At 63.4% G+C, this 17,064-nt stretch carries 10 protein-coding genes; 4 read left to right on the top strand and 6 right to left on the bottom strand.

Annotation, left to right across the window (positions count from 1 at the left end; translation table 11 throughout):
• Positions 1-364 precede the first annotated feature (364 nt).
• Positions 365-2,005 (top strand): glutamate--cysteine ligase, encoded by a 1,641-nt coding sequence (gshA, locus tag THIMADRAFT_RS05975; RefSeq protein ID WP_007192084.1) that lies wholly within the window; start codon positions 365-367, stop codon positions 2,003-2,005.
• A gap of 220 nt (positions 2,006-2,225) precedes the next feature.
• On the opposite strand, the gene THIMADRAFT_RS24460 is transcribed toward gshA, so the two are convergent.
• The 4 genes from THIMADRAFT_RS24460 to dnaE form a co-directional block, all read right to left on the bottom strand.
• Complete coding sequence (locus tag THIMADRAFT_RS24460) at positions 2,226-2,921, bottom strand: hypothetical protein (RefSeq protein WP_007192085.1); 696 nt, start codon at positions 2,919-2,921, stop codon at positions 2,226-2,228.
• 440 nt (positions 2,922-3,361) lie between these two features.
• On the bottom strand, positions 3,362-4,759 hold the full coding sequence (gene sthA / locus THIMADRAFT_RS05985; RefSeq protein ID WP_007192086.1) for a Si-specific NAD(P)(+) transhydrogenase: 1,398 nt from the start codon (positions 4,757-4,759) through the stop codon (positions 3,362-3,364).
• Positions 4,760-5,048: 289 nt separating this feature from the next.
• Positions 5,049-6,374 (bottom strand): paraquat-inducible protein A, encoded by a 1,326-nt coding sequence (locus tag THIMADRAFT_RS05990; protein WP_007192087.1) that lies wholly within the window; start codon positions 6,372-6,374, stop codon positions 5,049-5,051.
• Positions 6,374-11,269: a DNA polymerase III subunit alpha gene (gene dnaE, locus THIMADRAFT_RS05995; RefSeq protein ID WP_007192088.1), complete on the bottom strand. Its 4,896-nt coding sequence runs from the start codon at positions 11,267-11,269 to the stop codon at positions 6,374-6,376. Before dnaE ends, THIMADRAFT_RS05990 begins: the two co-directional genes overlap by 1 nt.
• Positions 11,270-11,760: 491 nt before the next feature.
• On the opposite strand from dnaE, the gene THIMADRAFT_RS28360 reads away from it, so the two are divergent.
• Entirely contained in the window at positions 11,761-12,033 is a 273-nt protein-coding gene (locus tag THIMADRAFT_RS28360; RefSeq protein ID WP_324603128.1) for a type II toxin-antitoxin system VapC family toxin, read from the top strand.
• Here THIMADRAFT_RS28360 and THIMADRAFT_RS06005 read toward each other — a convergent pair.
• A complete protein-coding gene (locus THIMADRAFT_RS06005) occupies positions 12,017-12,538 on the bottom strand; it encodes a TlpA family protein disulfide reductase (RefSeq protein ID WP_007192090.1) in 522 nt (173 codons plus the stop codon). The two genes, THIMADRAFT_RS28360 and THIMADRAFT_RS06005, sit on opposite strands and share 17 nt — an antisense overlap.
• Positions 12,539-12,776: 238 nt before the next feature.
• Here THIMADRAFT_RS06005 and THIMADRAFT_RS06010 point away from each other — a divergent pair, with 238 nt between their 5' ends.
• On the top strand, positions 12,777-14,144 hold the full coding sequence (locus tag THIMADRAFT_RS06010) for a YhjD/YihY/BrkB family envelope integrity protein (protein WP_007192091.1): 1,368 nt from the start codon (positions 12,777-12,779) through the stop codon (positions 14,142-14,144).
• Between the two features lie 6 nt (positions 14,145-14,150).
• Entirely contained in the window at positions 14,151-16,442 is a 2,292-nt protein-coding gene (locus THIMADRAFT_RS06015; protein ID WP_007192092.1) for a response regulator, read from the top strand.
• 1 nt (position 16,443) lies between these two features.
• Here THIMADRAFT_RS06015 and THIMADRAFT_RS06020 read toward each other — a convergent pair whose 3' ends face one another.
• Positions 16,444-16,824 carry a nuclear transport factor 2-like protein gene (locus THIMADRAFT_RS06020; RefSeq protein ID WP_007192093.1) on the bottom strand — a complete coding sequence of 127 codons (381 nt, stop codon included), beginning with the start codon at positions 16,822-16,824 and terminating at the stop codon, positions 16,444-16,446.
• Positions 16,825-17,064: the final 240 nt, after the last annotated feature.

Here is a 17,064-nt window from a genome sequence, read left to right on the forward strand (position 1 = left end):
GTATGGATTCATGCGCGGTGCAGCGGACGCGATTCAGGTGTTCGGATCTCGAAGATTTTCGCCCGGATGGCGCACGGGAGCGCTTCCGCATCCCGCGGCGGTGGATGAGCCGGTTGTCGGCTATCGCCCGGGCGGGGCGCAGCGTACTGCCGATCTTAAACCGCGCCCGGTCCGGTATGCGTCGTCTGTTCTGTTGGATTGGCTTGGCCGCGTCGGCTTCGATAACTGTCGGAGCCGGCGCAGTCTAAGGTATTCAATACTATTGATTTTAAACAGCGTCTCCGCAAAGGTCGGGAGAATCCTTGAGCCCGATACAACATGAAAACGGCGCATTTCACTCTGGACGCGGTTTAAGGACCAGTCATTGAATCAGTCTCGAAAGGATCTTCAAACGCGGATCGAGCGTCTGCGTTCCGCCGGCGCATCCGAGCGGCTCCGCGGCAATCGCATCGGCCTGGAAAAGGAGGGACTACGCGCCTCGGCGGCGGGCCATCTAGCTCTCTCGCCGCACCCGCGAGCGCTCGGCTCGGCCTTGACCCATCCCTACATCACGACCGATTTCTCCGAGGCACTGCTTGAGCTCATCACGCCTCCGGCCTCCAGCGTCGAGGAGGTGCTGGGATTCCTCGCCGACCTCCATGCCTACGTCTACCGCTATCTCGGTGACGAGCTGATCTGGGCGACCAGTATGCCCTGCGTCCTCGAGGGCGGTGCGGGTATCCCGCTGGCGCAATACGGGACGTCGAACGCCGCGACCATGAAGACGGTCTATCGGCGTGGGCTGGGCAACCGATACGGTCGCACCATGCAGGTGATCGCGGGTCTGCATTTCAACTTTTCGTTTTCCGACGATTTCTTCGATCTGTACCAGGCGACTCAGGGTGTGAAGGGCGATGACGTGGCCTTTCGCTCGGAGGTCCAGATGGGAATGGTCCGGAACCTGCAGCGCGTCGGCTGGATCGTGCCCTACCTCTTCGGAGCATCGCCTGCGGTCTGTGCCAGCTTCGTCCAGGGGCGCGAGACCGATCTGCAGATCTTCGATCCCCACACGCTCTATTACCCTTATGCGACCTCGCTGCGCATGGGCGACATCGGGTATCAGAATCAACAGGAACAAGGCACCGGGATGAAGGCAAGCTACGACAGCCTCGATTCCTATGTGCGCAGCCTGACCTGGGCGATCGAGACCCCTTGTCCGCAGTACGAGAAGATCGGCGTGAAGGTCGGCGATCGTTACGAGCAGCTCAATGCCAACGTCCTGCAGATCGAGAATGAGTATTACAGCACGGTGCGTCCCAAGCAGGTCACGGAGTGGATGGAGCGCCCGACGCTGGCGCTGCGCCGTCGCGGCATTCGCTATGTGGAGCTGCGCTCTCCCGACATCAGCATCTTCGAGCCGGCCGGGATCACGGCCGAGCAGATTCGTGTGCTCGAAACCCTGATGCTCTATTGCCTGGTCCTGGACAGCCCGCGTATCGGGGCGCGGGAGCGCCGCGAGATCGACGAGAATCAGGTCCTCGTTGCCCATCGGGGACGTGAGCCCGGGCTTGGACTCTCGCGTCAACGCACGGCGGTGTCCTTGCGGGTCTGGGCGAGCGAGATCCTGGACGATATGGTCGCTGTCGCGGAGCTCCTCGACGGGGCGTCGAATGGTCCACATGTGCAGAGCGTCGAGCAGCAGCGCGAAAAGGTCATCGATCCTCACGCGACCCCGTCGGCCCGTATCCTCGAGACGATGCGCGAGCGTGGTGAAAGCTTCTTCGCTTTCGCTCGGCGACTCACGCAGGACCATCGAGAGACATTCAGGCACCACAGTCTTGATCCGGAGCGCGAAGCACTCTTCGAGCGGCTTTCACGCGAGTCGATCGCGCAGCAGCAGGCGATCGAGGCCGCCGACGATTGCGGGTTCGACGCGTTTCTTGCGGACTATTTCAACCAGGGCCGAGCGACCGATATCGGTCTGGATTTGGCTGTCGATCGCGCCGAGATTCGGGCGCAGGTCTAAACCGCGTCGGCTCTGGACCGTCGTCGGAGCTGGCGCGGCCTAGCCAATCCAGTTGGGATGTCGATTCCCGGAAATCGCCTAACATCGATCGAGCCAGAGCCAGAGTGCGTTGCGCTCCGCTCGTGAGCGCGTTCATCGAAACGACAAAGACCCCGTTGCCGGGGTCTTTGTATCGTGCGAAACCGGTGTCCCGGAGGCGATCGCCTCCGGGACCTGGCCTTTACTGTGCAGGTGCGGCGGCTTGCTGCTCGGTGCCTTGGGTCTGCGTCGGCGCGCAGTCCTGGCTCCCCATATTGCTCGGGCGCATGTGCGGCGCATAGGCTGCCATATGGGTGCGTTCCATGGCGCGCGGGTGCTCGGCTCGACGCTGCTCGCTCTCCGCCTTGAAGGCGGCACGGCGCTCCTGAATCTCCTGCTGAACCTTGGCGCGGTGAGCATCCATCTCATCCATGCGTGTCTTCACGAATTCAGGCATGGCCGGAATCTGGCCGAACTCAGGCATGGCCGGCATCTCAGGCATGGCCGGAATCTGGCCGAACTCAGGCATGGCCGGCATCTCGGGCATGGCCGGGATCTGACCGAACTCAGGCATGGCCGGCATCTCGGGCATCGCGGGGTACTGGGCGAATTCCGGTACCGGCGGCATCTGCGGGAAGCCGGCTTCGATGCCGGAAGGCATCCGAGCGAAATCGGCTGCGCGCTGCTCCATCATCTGCCGATGGGCCTCCATCGCCTGCTCGATGGCCTTGTTCTGCTGCTCGACCATCGCCTCATGCCGAGCGGATATGGCCTGCATCTGCTGCTCGGCCATCTCGGGCGTCATGATCGGCGCGACGGGAGCGTTGCACCAGGCACCGGCTGAGGATGCGGCGGCGGCAAGGGCGATGAGCGAGGCTGCTTGGACGAGCTTGGACATGGAACACACCTTTTTTATTGGAATCCGATGGGTTTTGAATATCTTGCGAGTCTTTCCCGCCTCTCGGGGAGCCGTTTGGGCTCGAAGCAACGGTGGAGCGAGACTCACGGGCCTTGATCAAGGACAGTCGAGGCAACAGCGTCGGGATCGCACCCCGTCCATGGGCGTCATGGCATCCGGATCCCGTGCCATGAAGCGGGTGTCGGCAGCAAACTGATTATTGTCGTTGCTCTTCGACCGCCGTCTTGATTAGGGCATCAGTATATAAGAATTCGCTAACATATCAACCCAAAGTTGCACCCGCGACGAACGGCTGCCGTCACCGCAACTTAACCCGATGATTTTATTATTTTCCTGAACCGCGTCTACTGCGAGGCCCGTTGATCGACAGGGGGACTCATCGATATGAGAGGCTGCATATCATTCCGGACGCGGTTCAGTTAGAAGAGCCGATTCAAGCCGTTGAGCGCCGCGACCCGATAGGCTTCCGCCATCGTGGGGTAGTTGAAGGTGGTCTCGGTGAAGTACCGGATGCTGTTCGCCTCGCCGCGCTGGGACATGATTGCTTGGCCGATATGGACGATCTCGGCGGCCTGCTCGCCGAAACAGTGGATCCCCAGGATCTCCAGGGTCTCGCGGTGGAAGAGGAGCTTGAGCATGCCGACCGTGTGTCCGGTGATCTGGGCACGGGCAATGCTCTTGAAGTCCGCTTGGGCCACTTCGTAGGGGATCTGTCGAGCGGTGAGCTCGCGCTCGGTCCGGCCCACGGAGCTGATCTCGGGTACCGTATAGATTCCGGTCGGGAATTCCTCGATCAGCGACCAGTCGCAGGCACCGTCGGCGATGTGTGCACCGACAAACCGCCCTTGATCGTAGCTGGCGCTGGCCAGCGCGGGTTGCCCCACCACGTCGCCGACGGCATAGATGTGCGGCAAGGTGGTCTGGTAGCTCTTGTTGACCTCGAGTTGGCCGCGCTGATTGGGGGCCAATCCGATGGTCTCGAGTCCAAGGTCGTGGGTGTTGCCGGTCCGTCCGTTGGCCCAGAGCAGGATGTCCGTCTTGAATTTCTTGCCTGACTTGCAGTGCAGCACCACACCGCCCTCATCGGCTTCGACACGCTCGTAGGTCTCGTTGTGCCGGATCACCACGCCTTGCTGGCGCAGGTGGTACCCGAGGGCGTCGGTGATCTCGTCGTCGAGGAAGGACAGGAGTCGGTCGCGCGTATCGACCAGGTTCACCTTCACGTCGAGCGCGCCCATGATCGAGGCGTACTCGCAACCGATGACCCCTGCACCATAGATGGTCATGGATCGCGGCGTATGCCTCAGTCCGAGAACCGAGTCGCTGTCGCGGATGCGCGGGTGCGTGAAATCGACATCCGGCGGATGGTAGGGACGCGAGCCGGTGGCGATGACGATATGGTCTGCGCGCAGCTCTTCGGTGACGCTGCCCGGGCGTTGGACCTCGATGCGATCGTCGCCCAGAAAACGCGCCCGCCCGAACACGACCTCGACCCGATTGCGCTGATAGTACCGATACCGGGTGCGAACCTGTTCGTTGATCACGCCGTCCGCGGCGCGCAGAAGGTCCGGAAACTCGGCTTCGATCTGATGCTGGGTGTGCTGGAACAGCGGGTTGCGCCGATAGTCCGCAAGCATCTGGATCGAGTGGCGCAGCGCCTTGCTCGGGATGGTGCCCCAGTGGGTACAGCCTCCACCCACCGCATTGTGGGCCTCGATCACGGCGACCCGTTGCCCGGCCTTGGCGAGCTTCATCGCCGCGCCTTCCCCGGCGGGTCCGGTCCCGATGACGATACTGTCGAATTCTCTGGTGGTCATCGCGACGGACTCCGGTTGGGGTTCAAAAGGCTACCTTACAACGGTAAGCACGGAACGGGCCATCTTGATGCGCGGATGGCCGCGCCCTGGCCGATGGCCGCTGCCGGATGGACAAGCACCGTAGGGTGGACAAGCGCAGCGCAGTCCACCAACACCACCAACCCAACCAACGCCGGCACGGGGTTCGGTGGACTTCGCTCTCGCTCGTCCATCCTACACGGAGCGTCCATCTTCACGGCTTATGGATAACGCCTTCCGGCAACGAGGCGTTTAGGTTCCTCGCCACGGCCTATCGATCCCGGTCGAGACGGTTTTCCAGTGCACCGGAGAGGACCAGACCGGCAAGGACGAAGCCGAGAAAGAGATAAAACCCGGGCTCCAACGAGGTGCCGTTGGTGGTCAAGACGGCGACCGCATCGCTCGCGCCCGCCAGGCTGCCGAGCTGGTTGCCGACCAGGGCATCGAAGCCGATGTAGGCCATGAAGATGGCGACGACCATGACGTCGGCCATCGACCATTTACCTGACTTCAACGCGAAGAACCGGACGATCCACGCCCCGCGTGACCCGTTCCAATCGGAGTAGAAGGCGTAGGTCGCCAACAACTTGAGCGCAGGGAAGACCACGCTGAAGAGGGTCAGGAGCACGGCGACCAACAGCATGTCGGCTTGGCCGGACTCGAACAGGATTCGCATCACGTCGAAGATGCTTTTGGTCTGGAAATAGAGCACCTGATCGGTGAAGACGACCGGCTCGCCGAGGAGCTGAAAGGCCAGCTCGGCGATGCGTGCATCGACCTCGATCATGGGTGTGCTCAGTCCGCCGGCGAGCAGCAGGAAGGTTGCACCCACGAGTGCGAAGAGCAGCATCGGCGGGAGCCGATCGGGCGTCCCGACTGTCGGTTCACCGCGCGGCATACCGCCGATGAGCGAGATGATGAACACCAAGGCCACCAGCCCGATCACGGCCCCGAGCTGTTGTTGGATCCGCGGCTGGAGCGCGCCGACCTCGGTCTCGATCAGACCCGAGCAGCCATCGACATCCGCACAGCCATAGCGCACCAAGACGGCCTCCAACGGCCGGCGATCGGTCCCGGCGCCGCTCGAGGCCACGGCATCGGTCAGCAACACCCGCAGCCTCGCCTTGATCTGCTCCTTCACGCCGGGCACGGAGAGTTGCTCGACGAAGGCATCGGCATACTCGGGCACTCGGTCGCGCAGACGCGCCACATCCAGCACCAGATCCTGCAAACCCTGCTGCAGTGCGCCCTGGAGCTGGTCCAGCCAGCTTGCGCCCGGGTCGGGCCGCCGCTGCGCGAGATTGCGCTCGATCTCGCGGATCAGGGTATCCAGCAACTGGGTCACAGCCTCCGTCACTTGCTCCCGACTGGCCTGCGTGAGATCCAGCTCGTCGACGCGTTTCTCCAGGATCTCGCCGATCCGCGTGACCCACACGTCGGCATCCAGCATCCCGTAACGGACATGGTGGATCTCCGCGAGATCCGTCTTCAGGATCTTCACGCGGTTCAGATCGCCGACCAGACCGATCAGCAACCAGCCTGCCCCGATCAGCAGGGCGAGGGCGAGAACCTGTCGAACGAGGCGCCCGGTCTGCATCAGCCCACCGCCGCCAGACGCGGGGCTTGCGTCTCGGTCTGCGCGAGGGGCAGGGGCGAGCGCTCGTAGACGACGCTCACCGCGTCGCTTCCCAGGAGCTGTCGTAGACGTTTCAACAGGGCATCGGTCGGCTCGACACGCCAGGTGTCTCCGAGCACCAGCTCGCCGGCGGCCCCGGGACGGCGATAGCGCAGACGGACCGGGAGATCGCCGTCGCGAAAGGCCGCGAGTGCCGCGCGCAAGGCCTCGAGCCGTGCGAGGCCCTCGGCATGGGCGGCGGGGTCGGAGAGATCCAGGATCAGCCGCAGATGATCGGCCATGGCCGCACGCGCCTGCTCGAAGGTCCGCACGTCGTCGGCACGCAAGGACCAGCTGTCTCGATACTCGTCGAAATTCAGTGCCCCGGAGACCTGAAGGATCTGATCCGGCACCAACAGATGACGCAGCTGCTCGTAGAGCTCGGAGAAGACCGTGATCTCGATGCGTCCCGTGCGATCGTCGAGCACCACCGAGCCCATGCGCCCGCGCTGGGTCTTGCCGTGACGCACCGAGACCACGAGACCGGCGACGCTGCGCTTTTCGCGATCGCGCCGGTCGCGCCGCCCAAGCTCGCGATCCGTCTCCAAGAGCTTGGCGATGCGGCTGACCGCCATCGCCTGGAGCTCCGACTCGTAGCGATCGATCGGATGTCCGGTCAGATAGAGCCCGAGCGTCTCCTTCTCGCCCGCCAGGCGCAGCTCGTCCTCCCAGTCGGCGCGAACCTCGCTTGCCAATTGGGGGTCGGGCTCGGGCGATGCGACAGGCTCAAATGCACCGAAGAGATCGGTTTGACCCGCCGCCTGGGTTGCATGGTGCTGCTCGGCCAGCTTGAGCGCCAAGGGCAGCTCGGCCATCAGGGTTGCACGGTTCGGCCCGAGCTCATCGAGTGCACCGGCGCGCACCAGGGCCTCGAGGACGCGTCGGTTGGCCTTGTGCAGATCGATCCGTCGACAGAAGTCCCACAGATCGCGGAAGGGACCCTCGGCCGTACGTGTCGCGATGATCGCCTCGATTGCGCCCTCGCCGACCCCCTTGATGGCGCCCATACCGTAGATGACGGTGCGCGGATCGGCGACGGTGAAGCGGTAGGCGGAGCGATTCACCGCCGGCGGCTCGACCCGTAGACGCAATGCACGGCACTCCTCGATCAGGGTCACCACCTTGTCGGTGTTGTCCATGTCCGCACTCAGCACCGCCGCCATGAAGGCCGCCGTGTAGTGCGTTTTCAGCCAGAGCGTCTGATAGCTGACCAGGGCGTAGGCGGCCGAATGCGAGTTATGGACGATGATGTCGTTGGCGACGAAATTGTGGGTATCCGCGACCTCGAGATCATAGGTCATGGCCGCGCCATCCGGCTCGATGGAGACAACACGCTCCCAATAGATCTCCGCGGCGGCGGGCTGTCTGAGCGCATCGGCATCGAAAAACTCGGCGAGCTTGCGGATGGTCGCTCGGCGAAATCCCCTCTTGTGCGGCGTGTCCTTGCCGTAGAACTCTCTCACGCAAACGCCGCTGCGAGCCTCGATCTGACGCCACGTCAGGCCACTGCGATCCTTCTCCAAACCGACGGCTTGCTTGATCTCGGGTGGCAGAGTGTCGACGGATTCCAGATCGCTCGGGATTTCAGCGAGCGACCTGCGCAGCGCTTCCAGCTGATTGCCTTTCCCGACCAAATGTGGCCCGATCAACTCGACAAATGCGGTAATGCTCCTCCGCCCAACCAGGTGCAAGGTATAGCCGATTCGCCCGTCCTTATACGGAAAGTGCTTTTCCGTCAGTCGGCTGACAATACCGAAACGCAACAAGAGATGCTGCGTCTCGCTGATCAGACGCAGGGAGGCGCTAGCCAGATAGGGGATCTTATTGGTCGCGTTTTCGCCGGCGACATATCCGTCTCCCGACCAGATGCGCCCGAGAATCACCGCCAAGCATGGATTGTCGAGACGAAAGACGGATGGCGGAAAGTGTTTTTCCGGCGCCTTTTGGCCGATCATCTCCAGCCGCTCCAGCCACAATCGAGCACCGGAGCGTGGCATGAAACTGTGCCCGTTTCCGCAGCTGATCCGGGTATCACGACCGGTCCCGACGTAAACGCACCAGGTCTCGGCACGTTCCGGCCTCAGCCGCACCGTCGGCACGGTATCGGGAAAGCGGCTTGCGGCGGACACGAAATCATCCCTGGCCTCGACATCCTTGTTGTAAAAATAGAAGCCACTGGGATGACAGGTATTCCCTTCCGAGAGAACCCATCCCAAGGTCACCAACTCATGCTCGGGCCACTGCTCCGGGCCCTCGATCGGCAATCGCGCGGGCGATGCAATGCGCTCGCCGACACGCAATTCATCCAGCCGCTTCCAGCCCGTTGCGGTCAGCAAGGGATGATTGCCGGTCGCACGCAGGGCCTTTCCGAGCGAGGTGGTCAGTCTAAGAACCGGCTGGATGCCGTTCTCCATCACCTGAACAACGGGGCTCACGCCCATTTGGTGATCCGACAACAGACTCGCGACGCTGTTGATCCCCGACCGATAGATATCCTTGACGCAGCGCCGCTCACCGCTTGATGGATCCGTCACCAGCGTGTCCCCAACGACACACTTATTGAAGCCGTAACCGGCAAACTTATCCATTAAGTCAAAGATATAGGTCGCGACGTTGCCGTCCACCCCGCGCGCGACCGCCCCTTCCTCGAAGATGGCGCGCTGCTTGTCCATCTCCGACTGCTTCTTCTTGCCCATCGCACGGCGCAGCAGGTCGGCACCGCCGAGCGAGTAGCCGGCGAGCACCTGGGCAATCTGCATCACCTGCTCTTGATAGAGGATGATGCCGTAGGTCGGTTTGAGAACCGGCTCCAGATCCGGGTGCGGATAGGCCACGTCGGCGCGCCCGTGCTTGCGGTTGATGAAGTCGTCGACCATGCCCGACTGCAAGGGGCCGGGGCGAAAGAGCGCCACCAGCGCGGTGATGTCGCCGAAGCTGTCGGGCTGGAGCTTCTTGATCAGCTCCTTCATGCCGCGGGACTCCAACTGGAAGACCGCCGTGGTCTCGCAGCGCTTCAGGAGTGCGAAGGCCTCGGCATCCTGCGGCTCGATCCGCTCGATGTCGATCGGCGGCTCGCCGGCCTCGCGACGCAGCGCGTTCACGGTCTTCAGCGCCCAATCGATGATGGTCAGGGTACGCAGACCCAAGAAGTCGAATTTGACCAGTCCGACCTGCTCCACGTCGTCCTTGTCGAACTGGGTGACCAGGTTCTCCCCGCCCTGCTCGCAGTAGAGCGGGGCGAAGTCGGTGAGCTTGGTCGGCGCGATGACCACGCCGCCGGCATGCTTGCCCGCGTTGCGGGTCAGACCTTCGAGCTTGCGGGCCATGTCGATCAGGGCCCGAATCTCTTCGTCGTCCTCGTAGGCGGCCTTCAGATCGTCGCTCTCGGCGAGCGCCTTCTCCAGGGTCATCCCCAGCTCGAAGGGCACCATCTTGGCGACCCGGTCGACGAACCCGTAGGGATGGCCCATGACGCGTCCGACATCGCGCACCACCGCCTTCGCCGCCATGGTGCCGAAGGTGATGATCTGGGAGACGGCCTCGCGCCCGTACTTGCCGGCGACATAGTCGATGACCCGGTCACGGCCTTCCATGCAGAAGTCGACGTCGAAGTCGGGCATGGAGACGCGCTCGGGATTCAGGAAGCGCTCGAACAGCAGATCGTGCTCGATCGGGTCCAGATCCGTGATCTTGAGCGCATAGGCGACCAGCGAGCCCGCGCCCGAGCCGCGGCCCGGCCCGACCGGAATGCCCTGCGCCTTGGCCCACTGGATGAAGTCCGCGACGATCAGGAAGTAACCGGGGAATCCCATCTGGGTAATGACGGACAGCTCCAGATCGAGTCGATCCCGATAGAGTCGACGTTGATCGGCAAGGTCGGCGGCCTCCGGGTCGAGGATCCGCTGCAGGCGCTCCTCCAGCCCGACCCGCGATGCCTCGGCGAAATAGCTGTCCACCGTCATCCCGGCCGGCACCGGAAAATCCGGGAGGAAGTTCTCGCCGAGGGTCAGCTCGAGGTTGCAGCGCTTGGCGATCTCCACCGAGTTCTCCAGCGCCTCGGGCAGGTCGGCGAAGAGTTCGGCCATCTCCGCTGGGCTGCGCAGCGACTGCTCGGCGCTGTAGCGACGCGGGCGGCGCGGATCGTCCAGGGTGCGACCCTCGTGGATACAGACCCGGACCTCATGGGCCTCGAAGTCATCGGGATGGAGAAAGCGCACGTCGTTGGTCGCCACCACCGGCACGCCCGAACGGAGGGCGAGCTCCACGCTCGCCTCCACCAGCGCCTCCTCCTGCTCGCGCCCGGTCCGCACCAGCTCCAGATAATAGCGGTCGCCGAAGATGCCGATCCACTCCGCGAGACGATGCTCGGCGGCCTCGCGATGCCCGTTCAGGAGCAGTTGGGCGACATCGCCCTGCGGCCCGCCCGAGAGCGCGATCAGACCCTCCGCGGCGGACGCGATCCAGTCACGCTCCACGTAGGGCACACCGAGATGCTGGCCCTCGACATAGGCCCGCGAGATGAGCCGCGTGAGATTGCGGTAGCCGATCGCATCCTGGACGAGCAGCACCAGGCGGTGTGGCTTATTGACGTCCTCCGGGTTGCGCACGAGGAGGTCGGCCCCCGCGATCGGCTTGAGCCCGGCCGCGACCGCGGCCTTATAGAAGCGCACCAAGGCGAAGAAGTTGCACTGATCCGTGATGGCGACCGCCGGCATCCCGAGCGCGGCGACACGCTTGACCAACGGCTTGATCCGCACCAGCCCGTCGACCAGCGAATACTCGGAATGCAGATGCAGATGGACGAAGCTGGGATCCACGGGTGGTCCTGGTCGGGTTCGACGATGGCGGCGAGGGATGCCGGCCGGATAGTCTACCGGTCCGCCCGCGTCACGCCGATTCGGAAAAACAGATCGGATCCGGGATCCGGGTCGGGATCCTCGACCGGGGCGATCGCCGGCGGGGGTGTTGTTCGCGTCCTTGTCGGTGGAACGACCGCGACGACGGGCTTGGAGCCTGCGGGATCTCGAGGACTTTTCCGGCTTAGCCTGGCTCGGTCAAGGGGCATGCGCCCTATTCGACCGATTGGCGCTCGTCCGAGACCGATCAGTCGGTCGAGCGACTCTTCGCCCGCGAAGACGATGCGCCTGCTGCTTGATACCTGCATCCTTTACGACTGGATGATGGATTCCCTGGCCGATCCCGAGACGGTCGCGCTGATCTAGCAGACAGGGGCCTTTGTCAGCGCCGTTGCGGTCCGGGAGATGTCGATCAAGCACGCCTTGGGCAAGATGGCACTCCTTCGCGCCGAATCGTCGAGGACCTCGGAGCACAGGGATTCGGCTGGCTCAGTATCACGCCGAGCCATGCTCAGGCCGTCCTCGACCTCCCCGCGCATCACAAAGACCCCTTCGACCGTCTCCTGATCGCGCAGGCCCGATGCGAGGGGATGCAAATCCTCACCTATGATCGGCTCTTCCGCGACTATCTGCCGGAGACGCGGCTGCGCTTGGCCCGGCCTACGGTGCTGGATACCGATAGGCTCGCGGGCATCGACAACTCTCCAATCAAGGGACGGTCTTGAGCGCCCGCACCTGATCCAGCAGCGCGGGATCGTCCCATTCACGCTCGCCGGTGGCGCTGTACACCAGGCGGCCTTCCGGGTCGATGACGAAAGTCGTCGGCAGCCCCTTGACCGGGTAGCTCTGCACGACCTCGGAGTCCAGGTCCATCGGGATCGAGAAGTCGATATCGGTCTCGCTCAGAAATCGTACGATGGTCTCTGCGTCTTCGCCGACGTTGACGGCGATCACCGAGACGCCCTCGTCGTTTAGGGTTTCGTGGGCGCGCTGCATCGAGGGCATCTCGGCGCGGCAGGGCGGGCACCAGGTCGCCCAGAAGTTGAGGATGACAGGCTTGCCGCGATGATCGGCGAGACGTTGCGGCTCGCCGGCGGGCCCTTGGAGGTCGAACTCGGGTGCCTGGATGTCATCCGACATCGGCGTTAGGGTTTGCGGCTCGTCCGCCGTCAAGGCGGCAGACGAGAATAAGAGGGCCGAAGCCCCGACGAAGTTGCAGAGAGAACGCATGGGGTTGCTCTTCAATGAGGTGATATATGTCGATCACCCGCGAACACGATTCCTGCCGACTTGGCAAGGCAGGGGATCATCGCGCCCTCGGGATTACGGAGATGGAGAGGGCGCAAGCAGGCTTCAAGTCGGCGCGGCACCCTGGGTAGATCACGGCGACAAGGCTCACCGACCCGATATAATGAACCGACGGCAAGCGGCCGGAAGCGCCGTCCGACTCCTCTCCGAGAGAGCGCACATGAACCACGCCATGCCCGTGTCAGAGCGCATCGACGCGCTGCTCTGGAGTCGTCGGCTCGACGAGATGCCGCCTTGGCAAGCCCTTTCGATCTGGCTCGGGCGTTTGATCTATGCGCTCGTGCGCGACCTGACGCAAGGCTATCTGTCACTACAGGCCATGAGTTTGGTCTACACGACCATCTTGGCGCTCGTGCCCTTGCTGGCGGTGACCTTCTCGGTGTTGAAGGGGTTCGGTGTCCACAATCAATTGGAGCCTCTGCTGCTGAAGGTGTTCGGCCCGCTCGGCGAGGGCGGCGTGGAGATCACCACCCAGATCATCGGCTTTGTCGACAACATGCGAGTGGGCGTTTTGGGGTCGGTCGGACTCGCACTGCTGATCTATACCGTCATCTCGCTGGTCCAGAAGATCGAGCAGGTCTTCAACTTTACCTGGCGCGTCTCCACGCAGCGCTCCTTCGCGCAACGGTTCAGCAAGTATTTGAGCGTCATCCTCGTGGGTCCGGTGCTCTTTTTCTCGGCCGTCGGACTCTCGGCCTCGCTCGGCGGGAACGCCTTCGTACAAGCGATCATCGAGGCGAAGCCATTCGGACATGTCTGGCATGCGTTGGGTCAGCTCGGGCCCTACATGATGATTTCGTTGACATTCGCCTTCTTTTACCTCTTCGTTCCCAACACGCGGGTACATATCCTCTCCGCGCTCGTCGGGGCGCTCATCGCCGGGCTGCTTTGGGAGTTCATCGGGGGGATGTTCTCTTATTTCATGGCCAGCTCGACGCGCTTGATGGCGGTCTATTCGAGTCTGGCAATCCTGATCCTCTTCATGATCTGGATCTACATCGCATGGTTGATCCTGCTGATCGGCGCAAGCATCGCCTTCTACCACCAACACCCCGAGTATCTGAGGATCCGCTCGCGTGATCTGCAGTTGAGCAATCGACAGCGCGAGCGTCTGGCTCTGCTCCTTGCAGGGCAGGTGGCGCGCCGTTACGAGTCGGGCGAGCCGCCTTGGAGCAGCGAGGCGCTCGCGCAGACGTTCGGGGTTCCCAAGAGCAACGCCGAGCGGATGTTGGGTGTGCTCGAGGAGGCGGGTTTTCTGATTCGCACGGCCGGTGATTCGCTGACCTTCGTCCCGGCGCGTGCAACGGACGGTATCTCGGTGAAGGCGATGCTCGATGCGGTGCGCTGTTTCGAAGAACGCGAGAGCGGTTGTCGCGGCACCGCTCCGGAGGGAGAGATCGGACGGATCGAGACGAGCATCGATCAGGCGATGGACGCGGCGCTCGGCGGCATGACGCTGCGTGACCTTGCGCGTGCACTCGACAGGTCCGTGTCTGCGGCTCCGTTCGTCGATTCCGGGCAGGGTTGATCGATCATGCCGTACCGAGGCAACGGGCTGCCGAAAAACCCCGCGACGGATGCACTGATCGAGGCGGACCTCACACGTTTGCTGTTCGAGCAGCTCCCCGCCAGTCTCCTCATCACCGCGGCGAACGCCCTGCTGGTGGCCGCCGCGATGAGTTTCGTCTCCTCACCGGCCGGGGCCTGGATCTGGTTCGCCGCGCTCGTGGTGATTCTGCTTGCCCGCGGGCTCCTGATGTTGCGCTATCGGCGCGCCGGCGAGGCGCGTTTTTCGGCCGATTGGACCCGTCGCTTCGCGTTGGGTGCCGCGGCAACGGGTCTTGCCTGGGGCCTCTCGGTCTTCCTGCTCCCCAGCCATGTCTTGACCTACCAGGTCTTTCTCGGCTTTGTCATCTCCGGGATGGTCGCGGGAGCCATCCCGAGCTTGAGCGCCTGCCCGGCGGCCTATCTCTACTACATGCTCGGTGCGCTGGTGCCCTTCGCGCTGCGGATGATCGTGATCGGTGACGAGCTTGCATATACCTTTCTGGCGCTGATCCTCCTGTTCGCCGTCTTTATGTGGCTGAATGCGCGTCGCTATCACCGCACCCTGCGCCATTCGCTCGAGCTGGGGCACGTCAATCTCGATCTGATCGCGAGTTTGACGCAGGACAAGGAGCGGATCGCCGCGTTGAATCGGGATCTCGAGCGCGAGGTCGAGGAGCGACGCGCGACCGAGGCGGCTTTGGTGATCGCCAAGGAGCAGGCCGAATCTGCGAGCATCGCCAAGGGTCAGTTCGTTGCCAACATGAGCCACGAGATCCGCACGCCGATGAACGGCGTGCTCGGTCTGCTGGAGATGCTCTCGCACGAGCGCTTGAGCGCGGAGCAGAGAGGGCTGGTCGACGTGGCGCACACCTCCGCGGAAAGCCTGCTCAACGTCATCAACGACGTCCTGGATTTCTCCAAAATCGAGTCCGGGCGACTCGATTTCGAACGTATCCCGTTCGATTTGCGCCGCCTGGTCGAGGATGTTGCAGGTCTCTTCACAGCGAGCGCGCGCAGCAAACAGCTTGAGCTGGTCTGTTTCGTACCACCGGGGCTGCCGGCCCGCGTGATGGGCGATCCTCACCGCCTGAGGCAGATCTTGACCAATGTCTTGGGCAATGCGGTGAAGTTTTCGCTCTCGGGCGAGGTTGCGCTGCGTGTCGATGTCTGTGCCGAGGAGGCCGGACGCAGTCGGTTCTCCTTCGAGATCTCGGACACCGGGATCGGTATGACGCCCGAGCAGCTCGCGCGTCTCTTCAAACCCTTTGTCCAGGCCGACGGCTCCACGACACGGCGTTTCGGCGGGTCCGGCCTCGGTCTCGCCATCAGCAAGGATCTGATCGAGCTGATGGGCGGCGACATCCAGGTCGAGAGCACCTTCGGTCGGGGTTCTCGGTTTCTCGTTCGACTGCCGTTCGATCATCAATCCGAGACGGCCGAGCCGACGGACGGCGCGGGGTTGGAGGGTCGGCGGATCCTCTGTGTCGACGACAACGCGACCAATCTGGAGATCCTCGGGCACTATTTGCAGGAATGGGGTGTGGCCTACGAGGCTGTGACCGACGGACCGACAGCGCTCGAGCGGCTGGTCCGCGCGCAGGCGCGGGATCGGCCTTTCGAGGCCGCGGTGCTGGATCTGCAGATGCCCGAGATGGATGGCCTTGCACTCGCGCGGGCGATTCGCGCGACACCCGGCATCGCTGCCGTCCGATTGATCCTGCTGAGCTCGGGCGGGTGCCCGGAGCCCGTCGGCGAGGCTGCCGAGACGGTCGATCTTGTCTTGAGCAAGCCGGTGCGGCAGGGTCTGCTTCGTGACGCACTCGCGCAGGTGCTCGTCACCGGCAGGCCGATCCCGGACCCGGGCGCGACGCCGATCCTCGATCGACCCATGACGGGGCGTGTGTTGTTGGCCGAAGACAATCCGGTCAATCAACAGGTGGCGCGCGGCATGCTCATGCGGTTGGGCATCGAGGCGGACCTCGTCGAGAATGGTGCCGAGGCAATCGAGCGACTTGCGAGCGGGCGCTATGACGCCGTGCTGATGGACATGCAGATGCCGGTGCTCGACGGTCTCGGGGCGACGCGGCATTGGCGAGAGCGGGAACATCGCGAAGGCCGTTCGCACATCCCCATCATTGCGATGACCGCCAACGCGATGGCCGCGGATCGCGATGCCTGCCTGGAGGCGGGGATGGACGACTATCTCGCGAAGCCGGTCAAGATCGGTGCGCTGCGCGAGACCTTACGTCGGTGGTTGCCGGTTGCGAAACGAGGTTGAATTACGGGCTAGCCTCGTCGTTCGGAAAGAGCTCGCGATATGCCGAGGCGTCGAAGACCGCCTCGATCCTTTGGATCCGGCCCTCGTGCACGCGCGACCACTGCGCGGCCTCGACGGAGAGCTTCTCGGAGATCTGGATCCGATAGGTCAGGAAATGGCAGATGTCCTCGCCGTCCACAAAGACCTTTCGGATCTCTCTGTCGAGCATGATGCCGCTCGACACGGCGGCGTACTGGACGAATTCATCCGCCCGATCGAACGCCGCGATCGGACTGCGGTAGCAGAAACCCTGGTCGGCGAGCAAACCACGCATCGCATCGAAATCCCGCGCCAACTGGGCGGCGAGATAGGCATCCACAATCGACAGAGGGTCTGGGGTCACCGTCGGCTTCCGATTCTGCGAGAAGGAGCGCTCATGGTGCAGGGTTTTCCCCGATGCGTCCAATCGATGGCCGATGAGGGCCGCGATCCAAACCGATGCAGCCCATCGTCCTCTCGCCGCCGATGGGTTTATGTCGGCATCCTGTTTCTCGCTGTCTGAATCGCCTCGCACCAAACCCGGTCGTTTGGTTCAAGACCGAACCGATACACCGACCGGGCATATCGTTGCGAACGCGATTCA

The organism is Thiocapsa marina 5811, from assembly GCF_000223985.1.
GTDB classification, from domain to species: domain Bacteria; phylum Pseudomonadota; class Gammaproteobacteria; order Chromatiales; family Chromatiaceae; genus Thiocapsa; species Thiocapsa marina.

Bases quoted from the DNA above. Each gene is read 5' to 3' on its own strand.
- sthA (WP_007192086.1), bottom strand. From the start codon at position 4,759: ATGACCACCAGAGAATTCGACAGTATCGTCATCGGGACCGGACCCGCC.
- THIMADRAFT_RS06010 (WP_007192091.1), top strand. From the start codon at position 12,777: ATGAACCACGCCATGCCCGTGTCAGAGCGCATCGACGCGCTGCTCTGG.
- THIMADRAFT_RS06015 (WP_007192092.1), top strand. From the start codon at position 14,151: ATGCCGTACCGAGGCAACGGGCTGCCGAAAAACCCCGCGACGGATGCA.
- THIMADRAFT_RS06005 (WP_007192090.1), bottom strand. From the start codon at position 12,538: ATGCGTTCTCTCTGCAACTTCGTCGGGGCTTCGGCCCTCTTATTCTCG.
- THIMADRAFT_RS24460 (WP_007192085.1), bottom strand. From the start codon at position 2,921: ATGTCCAAGCTCGTCCAAGCAGCCTCGCTCATCGCCCTTGCCGCCGCC.
- THIMADRAFT_RS05990 (WP_007192087.1), bottom strand. From the start codon at position 6,374: ATGCAGACCGGGCGCCTCGTTCGACAGGTTCTCGCCCTCGCCCTGCTG.